This is a genomic window from Rhodococcus huquni, assembly GCF_055231055.1.
In genome coordinates this window covers 1-11,415 of record NZ_JBUYWE010000020.1, presented here as the reverse complement: position 1 = coordinate 11,415, position 11,415 = coordinate 1, and the positions used below count along the sequence as shown (strand labels likewise).

Annotated in this window: 11 protein-coding genes, 1 tRNA gene and 1 pseudogene; 10 read left to right on the top strand and 3 right to left on the bottom strand. The window is 63.4% G+C overall.

The annotated features are described in order from the left end of the window. Positions 1-300: 300 nt before the first annotated feature. From ACZI8R_RS20965 to ACZI8R_RS20945, 5 genes are all read left to right on the top strand, one after another. Positions 301-1,509, top strand: coding sequence for a benzoate/H(+) symporter BenE family transporter (locus ACZI8R_RS20965; protein ID WP_463381574.1), 1,209 nt, complete (start codon positions 301-303; stop codon positions 1,507-1,509). Between the two features lie 114 nt (positions 1,510-1,623). Continuing rightward, positions 1,624-2,526 (top strand): AurF N-oxygenase family protein, encoded by a 903-nt coding sequence (locus ACZI8R_RS20960; RefSeq protein WP_463381572.1) that lies wholly within the window; start codon positions 1,624-1,626, stop codon positions 2,524-2,526. A 43-nt stretch (positions 2,527-2,569) separates the two neighbouring features. Next, positions 2,570-4,072 carry an FAD-dependent oxidoreductase gene (locus ACZI8R_RS20955; protein ID WP_463381571.1) on the top strand — a complete coding sequence of 501 codons (1,503 nt, stop codon included), beginning with the start codon at positions 2,570-2,572 and terminating at the stop codon, positions 4,070-4,072. Between the two features lie 138 nt (positions 4,073-4,210). Further along, positions 4,211-4,402: a three-helix bundle dimerization domain-containing protein gene (locus ACZI8R_RS20950; protein WP_463381570.1), complete on the top strand. Its 192-nt coding sequence runs from the start codon at positions 4,211-4,213 to the stop codon at positions 4,400-4,402. Positions 4,403-4,515: 113 nt separating this feature from the next. Next, entirely contained in the window at positions 4,516-4,860 is a 345-nt protein-coding gene (locus ACZI8R_RS20945; protein ID WP_463381569.1) for a cupin domain-containing protein, read from the top strand. Between the two features lie 4 nt (positions 4,861-4,864). Here ACZI8R_RS20945 and ACZI8R_RS20940 read toward each other — a convergent pair. Next, positions 4,865-4,941: transfer RNA gene (locus ACZI8R_RS20940), tRNA-Leu, on the bottom strand. A 96-nt stretch (positions 4,942-5,037) separates the two neighbouring features. On the opposite strand from ACZI8R_RS20940, the gene ACZI8R_RS20935 reads away from it, so the two are divergent. The 4 genes from ACZI8R_RS20935 (at position 5,038) to ACZI8R_RS20920 (ending at position 9,413) form a co-directional block, all read left to right on the top strand. Beyond that, the gene (locus ACZI8R_RS20935; protein ID WP_463381568.1) at positions 5,038-5,463 is read left to right on the top strand and encodes a hypothetical protein; all 426 of its coding nucleotides are present in this window, start codon (positions 5,038-5,040) and stop codon (positions 5,461-5,463) included. Between the two features lie 116 nt (positions 5,464-5,579). Further along, the gene (locus ACZI8R_RS20930) at positions 5,580-6,896 is read left to right on the top strand and encodes a lipase family protein (protein WP_463381567.1); all 1,317 of its coding nucleotides are present in this window, start codon (positions 5,580-5,582) and stop codon (positions 6,894-6,896) included. Then, positions 6,893-8,137 (top strand): Tat pathway signal protein, encoded by a 1,245-nt coding sequence (locus ACZI8R_RS20925; protein ID WP_463381566.1) that lies wholly within the window; start codon positions 6,893-6,895, stop codon positions 8,135-8,137. Before ACZI8R_RS20930 ends, ACZI8R_RS20925 begins: the two co-directional genes overlap by 4 nt. A 634-nt stretch (positions 8,138-8,771) precedes the next feature. Continuing rightward, on the top strand, positions 8,772-9,413 hold the full coding sequence (locus ACZI8R_RS20920; protein ID WP_463381565.1) for a transglycosylase SLT domain-containing protein: 642 nt from the start codon (positions 8,772-8,774) through the stop codon (positions 9,411-9,413). 37 nt (positions 9,414-9,450) lie between these two features. Here the strand turns inward: ACZI8R_RS20920 and ACZI8R_RS20915 are convergent, their stop codons facing one another. Further along, positions 9,451-10,272 (bottom strand): alpha/beta fold hydrolase, encoded by an 822-nt coding sequence (locus tag ACZI8R_RS20915; protein ID WP_463381573.1) that lies wholly within the window; start codon positions 10,270-10,272, stop codon positions 9,451-9,453. 209 nt (positions 10,273-10,481) lie between these two features. On the opposite strand from ACZI8R_RS20915, the gene ACZI8R_RS20910 reads away from it, so the two are divergent. Continuing rightward, positions 10,482-11,267: an oxidoreductase gene (locus ACZI8R_RS20910; RefSeq protein WP_463381564.1), complete on the top strand. Its 786-nt coding sequence runs from the start codon at positions 10,482-10,484 to the stop codon at positions 11,265-11,267. Positions 11,268-11,295: 28 nt separating this feature from the next. Here the strand turns inward: ACZI8R_RS20910 and ACZI8R_RS20905 are convergent. Further along, positions 11,296-11,415, bottom strand: a pseudogene (locus ACZI8R_RS20905) (IS30 family transposase); the annotation flags it as partial.

Here is an 11,415-nt window from a genome sequence, read left to right as displayed (position 1 = left end):
ACACACCGGAATCGACCATGGCGAAGAAACTATCGCGCGCCTCGTCCAGCTTCGACGCACATCCCGTCATCGCACATCACCCACACCTGATCAGGAGCCGTGGTGCATCGACCGGTTGACCCCGCCTGACGCGAACCGGTGTGACATTGGTCAGGGGTGGGGAGGGGGGAGAGGGGGCGGAACCCTGGGTCGCGACTAGGCAAACGTCCGGTGCGATGTCCGCTGCACTGCCGAAAGATGGCGCGGATGTCCAATCGCGAAACGGCGACAGTCGAGAAGCGCTCGCCCCGGCCACCTACAGTGCGACAGTTGCGATCAGATTTCGGGTGGGCATATCTGGGTTCCGGCGCAACCGGGGTGCTCTTCTCGGCGACGGGTCCTGTCGCGGTGATCATGGGCGCCAGCGCTGCGGGTGGCCTCACCGCCCAGCAGACTGCGTCCTGGATCATGGGTGTGTTCCTCCTCAACGGCGCTCTCACGCTCGTGACGAGTTGGGTGTATCGAATGCCGTTGGCATTCTTCTGGACGATCCCCGGGACGGTGCTCGTCGGGCAGTCGCTCCCGCACCAGCAATGGTCCGATGTCGTGGGTGCGTACGTCGTGACGGGCGTGCTGATCACCGTGCTCGGGGTGACCGGTCTGGTGCCACGTCTCATGAAGACTCTGCCGAATGCGGTCGTGATGGCGATGGTCGCGGGCGCTTTTCTGTCGTTCGGCACCTCGATGGTGCAGGCGGTGTCGACGGATGTGGCGGTGGCCGGAGCCATCGTCGTGACGTGGCTGCTGGTGACGGCCAATCCGCGCCTGGCGGCGCGTGTTCCTGCAGTGTTGGCGGCGCTGGTCGTCGGGATTGCGGCACTGGCGTTGACGAATCGCTTCGAATCCCTATCGGGGAGCGCGGCGGACCTGCCCTGGCTCGGCGTTCCCGAGTTGGTGGCCCCCACGTGGAACTTCTCCACGTGCGCAGAGTTGGTCATTCCGCTTGCCGTGACCGTGATCGTCGTTCAGAACGGTCAGGGGTCCGCCATCTTGCGTGCTGCCGGTCACCGGCCGCCGATGACCGCAACCACCATGTTGTGCGGTTTGTGGTCGATGATCGCTGCGCCGATGGGAGCGATCTCGACGTGCCTCGCCGGGCCGACCAATGCACTTCTGGTTGCGGAAGGACGACGGGAACGCCAGTACATCGCCGGGATGGTGTGCGGTGGCCTTGCGATCGTGGTCGGTGCGTTGGCGCCCACCTTGGTGCGTTCGCTTGCGGTCGTTCCCGCGACGTTCGTTGCCGCATTGGCGGGCGTCGCAATGCTCGAATCGCTGCGTTCCGCATTCGTCGCTGCGTTCTCGGCTCCCTCCGGGGCGGCGCCGTCTGCGACTCTCGGACCGCTGGTGACCTTGCTCGTCACGATCTCGGGCATTCAGATCGCGGGCCTCGCTGCGCCATTCTGGGGCCTGGTTGCCGGGGTGGCGACCGGATGGTTCCTCTCACGCGGACGCAAGGTTCCCAGCTGAAGTAACGAGCGCACGAAATGGTTCGACAAACCCACTATCCGTGTAAAGCAGTACCTGGTACTGTCAATCACAGTAAGAGGTTCACCTTGTCGTTCCTGAAGGGGCGTGTGACTCATGACCAGCACATTTGCTTCCAGCACTACCGACGCTGAGGACGTGTCGGCTCGGTTGCTCGATTCCGCAGCGCAGCTGTCGTACGACCCCTCTGACGAGGTGGATTGGGAAGCGGAACTCGATCCTGATCACTTCGGCCTCAACCCGCAGTGGAGCACCCTCTACGGGACCGCCCTGTGGGACGAGATGACACCGGAGCAGCGGGTCACGCTCACCCGCCACGAGGTTGCCTCGATCATGAGCACCGGCATCTGGTTCGAGATGATCCTGCAGCAGATGGTGTTGCGTGATCAGTACTGCACCGATGTCTCGTCCTCCGACTTCCGGTTCGCCCTGACGGAGATCGCGGACGAGTGCCGACACTCGATCATGTTCGCGCGAGCGTGCGACAAGATGGGCATCAAGTCCTACCTCCCGCGGCGGACGAGTATCGAACTGGGCCGTGCGTTCAAGGCGACTGCTGGTGCCGAGACCGCGTACGGCGGCATTCTCGTCGCCGAAGAGGTCCTCGACGTGATGCAGCGCGACTGGATGCGCGGCGAGAACGTGCTGCCACTCGTGCGCACCACCAGCAAGATCCACGTGGTCGAGGAGTCCCGGCACATGACGTTCGCGCGCCAGCAGATGCGTGAGCGGATCGCCGGCAAGAGTGTGGCCCGTCGCAAGTTGAGCGCACTGGTCGTGGCGATCGCTGCGCGCCTCATCGTGTCGAACATGGTCAACAAGAAGGTGTACGCGGCAGCAGGTCTGGACACCGAGCGTGCGCTGCGTGAAGCGAAGAACAACGCTCACCACCACACGATGATGCGTACCAGCAGTGAGCATCTGATGGCGTTCCTGCAGGACGTCGGCATGATCACCAAGCCTGCGGCGGTCATCTACCGCCGTCTGCACATGCTCTGACGCGAGCCTTGTCGATGACATCACGAGTAGAGGGATAGCCGACATGGCCTTCGCGATCACCCAGAACTGTTGCAACGACGCCTCGTGCCTGTCGGTATGCCCGGTCAACTGCATTCATCCGACGCCGGACGAGCCGGATTTCGGTAAGACGGAGTCGCTGTACATCGATCCGCGCAGCTGCATCGACTGCGGGGCGTGTGCCGACGCTTGCCCCGTGGACGCGATCACCCAGGTGTCCAGGCTTTCGCCCGATCAGGCCGTCTTCGCGGACATCAATGCCGACTACTTCGCTGGCAAGCCGGTCGAATCCGAATGGGACGCACCACGATTCCCGCTGCCGACCGTCAATGAGCTGGGGGCAGCCGAGGTGGCGATCGTTGGAACCGGCCCGGCCGCGTGCTATGCGGCACAAGCCCTTCTGCGATTCCCGCGGACTCGCATCACGTTCTACGATCGCTTGCCGACTGCAGGCGGCCTGGCCCGATTCGGCGTCGCACCCGACCACACGGGGACCCGCCGAATCGGTGAGCACTTCCGCACCGTGTTCACCAATCCGCGCGTCACGATGAAGCTGGGCGTCGAGGTCGGATCGGACGTCGATCACCGTGAACTCGCCGCGCGTTTCGATGCAGTGGTCTACGCGGTGGGCGCCGAGCGCGATCGGCGCCTCGACATTCCGGGCATCGACCTCCCCGGGTCGACGAGCGCTCGAAAGCTGGTGGGCTGGTACACCGGTCACCCCGACGTGCCGTCGAATGCCTTCGACTTCGAAGGCATCGAGCGGGTTGTCCTGGTGGGCAACGGCAATGTCGCTCTGGACGCGGCCCGAATTCTCACCGCCGACCCCGCGCATCTCGAAGGAACCGACATCGCGCCGCACGCACTCGAGGCATTGCGTCGTAGTTCGGTCAAGGAGGTTGTTCTCGTGGCCCGTCGAGGTCCCGAGCACGCGGCCTTCACTAGGTCCGAGTGCAAGGCGCTTGTCGATCGGACCAGTGTCGAGGTCGCCGTAGCCGGCGCGGGCGACATGTCGGAGCAGATCATGGCCCTTCCGGAGTCGTCCCCGGCCTCGGTGTTGCGCGGCCTGGACGCCGTCGATCTCGACACCGTTCCTTCCGAACGTCGCATCGTGTTCAGCTTCGGTCAGGCACCGGCAGCGATCAGTGGCCCGGACAGGGTCGAATCGATCGAAGTCGGTGCCGGCGACCAGAAGCGGAGTATCCGAACGGAATTGGTACTCCTTGCCATCGGCTACCAGGGTTCGCAGTCGCTCGGACTGCCGTTCGATGAGGCGACCTCCTCCGTCCGCAACACGGCGGGTCGAGTAGCCGACGCAGACGGCAATCCACTGGCGAGAACGTACGTCGTGGGATGGGCAAAGCGCGGCGCCACCGGCGGCATCGGACACAACAAGGCTGATGCCGAAGAAACTGTCCACTCCCTGGTTCAGGACCTGGCCGAGCACTCGCAGCCGCGTGCCCCGCGGCGGCGCTCGCGCTTCACGCGGGTGGGGGCGTTGCTGCCACTCCAGGCGCTTCGCGGGTAGGAGCTCGGCGGTGCCGCGGTAGGCGGCTCTCGGGTGCTGGGAGCCTGTCGTTGTGTTCGGTTCGGCGGCTGTGACGCCGCGTCGCAGCAACATTATGGCTAGTTGACATACGAACGAAACTGCGCGGATCATCCCTATATGTTGGCCAGTGAGGAAGACAGAATCGAGCACCTTGTAGGGAGACTCGCACAGAAGCATCCGGAAGTGGACCTGGGGACCATCGGTGCGATCATCGAGGACGCTCGTCACGAGTTCGAGGGCAATCGTATTCGCGACTTCGTTCCGCTGTTCGTCGAGCGGCGTGCCGAGGGTCGTCTTCAGGGGCGATAGTCATCCAGCTGTTCACGGCGCAGGACGCACTCACCGTGTTCGAAGATCGCCCCCGGTGATCACCAAGTACCGTGACCAGATGGCGGCCATCGAAGTGATTGCGAGGAAACCAGATGCCGGAGCCTGACGGAACCGCAGCCACGTTCACGTACCTGACCGACCTGGACGCACCGAATATCGGCGACACCGGTTCCAAACCGGCCCTCAAACGAATTCACAAGAGTGATTCGGAGACGTTGGTCCGGATTTCGTTCCGGGCAGGCCAGGAGATGACCGAACACACGGCGGCGCATCCGATCGTTGTCCTCGGGCAGGTGGGCGAAATCGACTTCACCGTCGAGACCACCACGGTCCGGCTGCAGCCCGGTACCGCGATTCGGGTCGAGGCACGCGTACCGCACGGTCTCCGCGCCCGGACCGATGGCACTGTGACCCTGCTGGTGGTCCACGGAAGCTGAGATCTGGTGCCCCCAGTCGGGCTCGAACCGACACTGGACGGATTTTAAGTCCGTTGCCTCTGCCAATTGGGCTATAGGGGCTGCGCTCACACTTTAGCGATGCTCCGGCTCGTGTAACGCTCCGCCCGTTGTGTGCGGTTTCAAGTGCACACATGTGTGACGACGAGACGGGTGGAGATGAGCGTATTCAAGGTCTGTTCGGCGATCTCGGTGCTGTGCACGCTGGTGATTTGCCTGTACGTCGCGCCGCGTATGGCGGTCCAAGGGCAGGTGGATGTCGACGGCGGATTCCAGTTGTTCGTCGTGTACCCCACCCTGGTTGCTGTCCCGGTCAGCGTGGTCGGTGCGTTGGCCGGGCTGTTCGGACTGCGAGCGCGTGAGTATCGCCGAAACGGCCCATTCGTGATCGCCGTTGCCGGTCAGGTCGTCACATGGGGGGGGATTGCAGCCGTCATCGTGTGGGCTGTCGGATACGCGACTACGGGCTGGGAGTTGCTCTTCCTCCCATTCTCCCTGATCGTCGGGCAGGGCATCGTCGCCGCAGCGCTCGTCACCCTCGTTCGGCGTGATTCGGTCCGGACCGGAGTCGTGGCAGGGCCGTAGCCGGCCGCATGGCCCGAAAACCGAGGTGTACTTTTCGTCTGAAATGGGCATATCAGTATTCGGGCAGTTCAGCGCCTGTCGGGGTCACCGGCGCCATGACGAAAGCACGACGAACAGTGAAGTCGAATTTCAAATTGCGAGTGGGGGCGGTTGTTGCATCAGCCGCACTGGCCGTTGGTGCGACGGCGGGTTCGGCCGGGGCGGCACCCGTCGATCCAGGGGACGTGTTCAACCCGTTCGTCATCAGCACGTTCCAGGACGCTCGGCTTGCGGATCCGGCGCATCTCCTTCCCATGCTGCCGACCGACGACCCGTTCTACGACGTTCCCCCAGGCGCCACCGACGCCCCGGCCGGCACGTTGATCAAGTTTCGGCCGGCCACCGTGCAGGTATGGGGTGTCCAGCCGGGACACGTGCGCGGTTATCAGATGATGTATGTGACAACCGATTTCGACGGTTCTCGCACAGTGAGTACCGGCCTGTTGATGATCCCCGAAGACGGCACCCTCCCGCAGGACCGCAAACTGGTCGGATACTCCGAGGCCAACGACAGTCTCGGGCCGAACTGCATGCCCAGTTATCAGTGGACCGGCGGAAATCAGACGGATCCTTCGCTGGTCTCGGCACTCGGTCCGGTGGCTCAGATGTTCGGCAAGGGCTGGGCCGTCATGATGAGCGACACCGCGAACGACGGTGATCCGGCACCCAACGGCTTCTCCATCGGCCAGTTCTCCGGGGCGGCGACGCTCGACGGGCTGCGAGCGGCCATCGCCATCCCTGACGCGGAATTCGCCAGTGATATCCCGATCGGGCTGTTCGGCATCGCCGGTGGCGGCGTGGCATCGGGCTTCGCGGCCGAAAAGGCCGCCGACTACGCGCCCGAACTGAACATCGTGGGAACCGTCCTCGAGTCGATGGTCATCGATTCGAGGACCTTTGAGGAAAAGGCCGACGGCGGAATCGGCGCCGGTTTCGTGTTCGCGAACGCGCTGGGCTTCGCGGCGAAGTATCCCGAGATCGACCTCGATCGAGAACTCACGCCGCTCGGCCGGACCATGGCGGACATCTACAACCAGACCTGCCAGTTGAACTACCTGTTCACGCCGTTCGTGCCGCTGTCTGCGTTGTTCGTGAATGGTCGACCCTCCGACAATCCCGCGTTCGCTCGGGCCTACGAAGAGAACACGATGGGCCAGTCCGCACCCGATGCGCCTGTTCTGATGGCTTCATGCCGCGACGATTTTCTGGTTCCGTACTCGGACGTGGAGAAGCTCATCGCGACCTATCGCGCGGGCGGCACCCAGGTCACCGAAGAGCCGGCCAAGTCCTGCGGCATAACGGATCTCGCGGATCCGTACCGGATGGGTACGGAACTGCTCGGAATGCAGAACGTTCCGTGGCTCGAGCAGCGATTCGAGGAGACATCGCGATGATCCGCAAGCTGATTCCACTCCTTGCCGCAGTCTCGATGTTTCTCGTCCCGACGGCGGTGGCGTCGGCGGGCACCACATTGGACGACTATCTCGACGCACCGCTGTCGAACGTGATGGCGGAGGGCAACGGGGGAGTGAACCCCGACTTCTCCACCGACCCGGCCGTCCTGGGTGATCTGCTGAACCAGGCCCGTGCCCAGGGCATTGCGCCCACGAGATACAAAGCACTGCTGCATCAGTACTGGCTCGCTGTGGCTTCGGCAAAGGCCGGTCTCGACCTGAACAATTGGGATCCGAACAGGGGTCTGGCTGCCAACGAACAGAACCTGGCGAACACCTTCGCGTACTACCAAACCCTGCAGCGTGAGCATCCGGACTTTCTCTGGACGGGCCAAGGCGGCATGGCCGGCCCATCCTTCGCGGCGGGGATCATGGACGTCGACCTGGGCCGCGTAGTGTTGGGCGTGCGGGAGATGCGCGACGTGATCGCGGAGATCGTGGGTCGTCTGAACGAGGCCGCCGCGCCTGCCACAGCTCATCTCCCCGAGGACGTCCGCGCGGTGCTCGACGTCGGCGCGGTCATCACGGAGCAGGACATCGCGAATTTTCAGGTGCGAGTGATCGCGATGAGCAAGCACATCTACATGGATCTGATTCCGCAGCACGAGGCGTTCATCGACGGCGGCATGAAAGCCATCGACGAGTACAACGCGGCCGGTCTGCTCGACGCGCGCGCCTACGGAGCCTGGACGGACCTCGCGACCGGCGACCCCGACAAGGTCTTCGAAGGCAACAAGCAGCTGCTGTATCGCGAGCAGTATCAAGCGATCGGTGCGCAGTGGGACGCGGCACGTGAATACAACTATCCGGTGGGACAGGCCCTGACCTACCTCAGTACGGTCGCGGCAGATCCGGCCATTCCGGGTGTGGTCCCGCCCCGCGAGGCGAGTCCGCTCACTCTCACGGCCGGAAGCGTCACCGGAGAGGCGACTGCCGATCCGCAGTGGCACTTCCAGACCCCGCTGCCCGATTTCAACTGGTCGGTCCGGGATGCTCGATGGACCTACATCACCGAACAGATGCTTCCGAAGTACCGCTTCTTGAAGGACCATCAGCCGGACGTCTGGATGGCAGCGCTGAACAAGCCGATGAATCAGCAGATCTTCGAGCAGCGGGCCTTCGTCCGGCTTCCGCAGATGCTGCGATCGATGGCCGCGACCACTCAGGTTCAGTACTACTGAGCGCCTCGGGACGAGCCCCAAAATGCCCTTGGATTGCGGAATGATCACGAAAACGCTCGGTATCTTGACAAAAATTCTGTGAGGACGGTCACCGTCCGGGTGAATCCACATTTACGCAGTTCGCTGCGCAATTTTGACCACACTGCCGCGCTTCGAAGAGGCGGTGACGGTGGAGTTGCACGCCTGTCGTTAACCTTCTGTTAACCTTTCGCGATCAATCTGTTATCTGTCAACGCAAACAGACAGAACGTCTGACCAGAACGAGGAGTTGTTGCTCCATGCGGAGAAGTCCCGCATGTGCAGCGCCCGGGTCCACTGCGGAGCAGTGGAAGTCAGTGTCATAGCGTCGGTTCGCACGCGTCCAACAGGAGCGTAGTACCGGTAGGCGTGTCCCTAGGTGGATGGTAGCGCCGGTACCCCTGCGATTGCCAGCGCGAAACTTGACAGTGCGGTTGCCGAACGAGCAGTCGCCCGGGTCGCATCACGGCGACAGGGGACCCAAGTCCCCTTCTTTCACAATCAATCGAACAACAGCCTCGCGGCACAGCGGTGAGCGTCTGACGACGCAACCGTCGATCGATGCTGCCTGTTGTCCGGCCGTCTCGGCCCACACTGCTTAGGAATCCATCTCGACATGCCAGTTTTCAATCTGTCCCGAACCGCCAACCGCCATCACCGTCGCTCCGGTGCGGCGCGTCCCGCCGGCTTCGCCGTCAGCGCAGCCGGCCTGGCAATCGCCGCTGTCGCCACTGTGACCTCTGCAGGCATGGCTCACAGTGAGGAAGCGCCCCCGGCGATCGAGGCGGCAGCAGTCGTCGATCAGCAGTCGGTTCGCGACGCTGTTGCCCAGGCAGTCGAGCAGGCGCCTGCACCCGAAGCAGCGCCCGCGCCACTTCCCGTCCCCGAGATTCCCGTTGCGCCCGAGCCTGCTCCGGCCCCTGCTGCGCCGGTGTACGAGGACAACCTTGACGGCTGGATCAGCGAGGCTGTCGACATTCTCAATTCGCACGGCGTTCCCGCCAGCTACGACGGCATTCACCGCAACATCATGCGTGAGTCGACCGGCAACCCGAACGCCATCAACAATTGGGACTCGAATGCCGCAGCAGGCATCCCCTCCAAGGGCCTGCTGCAGGTCATCGACCCGACGTTCCAGGCGTACAAGCTCTCGGGAACCTCCGACGACATCTACGATCCGGTTGCCAACATCGTCGCTGCGTGCAACTACGCAGCGCACCGGTACGGCTCGATGGACAACGTCAGCTCCGCATACTGATATCCCCCTGTGAGTGGGTAGCGAGTCCAGGGACTCGCTACCCACTCATAGGCGGCGCAGCCGCTCTTACTACGAGATCGGCGACCGCGCCCGGCTGGGACACGAGAACCGCATGTGATGCGGGTACCTCCGTGATCTGGGCGCCGGCTCGCGTGGCCATGAATCGTTCGGCGGCTGGTGGAATCACCCTGTCGTTCTGAGCGACCAGGGCCCAACTCGGCGTCGATTCCCACAACGGGTCGATAGTTGGCTCCAGATTCGAGACCAGTGCCGCGGACTTCTGGTGCGCGATCATGTCGGCCGCCGTCGCATCCGAAACATCCTGCGCGAATACGTCGTGAAAACGACTCGGATCGATGTACGCGTCGAGATTCGTGCCCCCGATGCCCGTGGGGTCGTTTTCGACTGTCTTCACCTGAAGTACCGGTGGAAGCAACTGGCTACCAGGAAATCTGATCGGATCGAGATTCAGCATGACCGGCTCGTTCTGCGCCGGTGCGAATGCGGCCACGTAGACGAGTGATTCGACGTTTGCCGCCTGCACATTGGTGATGACGGCCCCGCCGTACGAGTGGCCGACGAGCACGACAGGCCCCGATACGTCCGCCAGTGTCTTCTCGATCGCAGCGGAGTCGTAGGCGGGCCCGCGTAGCGGATTCTCCGGTGTCAGAACCTCGTATCCTCGCGCCCGCAGATCTGCGGCGACGGCGTCCCAGCTGGTGCTGTCTGCGAATGCGCCGTGAACCAAAACGACTGTGGGTTTGTCCTGTGCGGTGGCGGGACCGATTCCCACGGTGAGCGCGCCGGCCACGGCGATGGCGCACGCGCCAGCGGCGGTTCGAAGTCGAAGATGTCGCATCATGGTCTCCCAGTTCGGGAAGGGCGTGAGGGCGAAATTGCCTACACGTCAACAGGATCCATGTGTAGGGGACGCGGCCGAACGGTGAACGACCCGTCTGTCGGCTCTTCGCGATCAAGATTACTCGCAGTAGCGCGGTCGCCACCAGAGCGTCTAGCGTCATTCGTAGGGGGAGTGCTATTCGAGTGATCGCTCGTCAGGAGAGCCCCGTGGAACTCGCGCTGCAGGACGTCGTCGCCGTGGTCACCGGGGCGAGTAGAGGTATCGGCCTGGCCATCACTCGGGCGCTCGTCGCAGAGGGGGCGTTCGTGGTCGCAGGCGCTCGGTCTCCAAGCCCTGATCTGCAGGAACTCGAGTCCAACGGATCGGTCGAAGCGGTGCGTGTCGATCTCGCGACATCGAAAGGACCCGTGGATCTCGTCGCGGCCGCCACTGCGCGCGGTGGTCCGGGTGTCGTCGTGAACAACGTCGGTGCCGCGCACTCGAGGCTGACCGGTTTTCTCGAGGTGTCCGACGAAGACTGGATTGCGACGATGAATCTCAACCTCATGTCCGCGGTCCGGACCGTCAGGGCCGCGCTACCGGCAATGCAGGCTGCGGGTAAGGGAAGCATCGTGACGACGAGTTCGGTCAACAGCTTCCTGCCGGATCCCAGCATCATCGATTACTGTGCGTCCAAGGCGGCGCTCAGCAACTTCTCGAAGGCGCTCTCGAAAGAGCTGGGGCCATTGGGAATTCGGGTGAACACGGTGAGTCCCGGCCCCGTCACCACGGATCTGTGGCTCGCCGACGACGGAGTCGCCAGCCGGGTCGCACGCGCCACCGGCGGCGATGCTGCGAGTGTGACGAAGAATGTCGCTCAGCAGGCGGTGACGGGGCGCTTCAGTCGACCGGACGAAGTTGCGGATCTCGTCGTGTTCCTCGCGAGCGAACGGGCCGCGAACATCACAGGTTCGGATTTCGTGATCGACGGTGGACTGGTCACCACCCTCTGAAGGCGGTGAGTGGCCGGCGAGGGTGGATTCACGCAGTCGTTGCAACAAGTAGTTCGTTGAGTTGTTCGGTTGGAGTGTTCCACAGGAGGGTTTTGCGGGGTCGCCCGTTGAGTTCGGCGGCGACCCGGTCTAGTTCATCGGCGGAGTG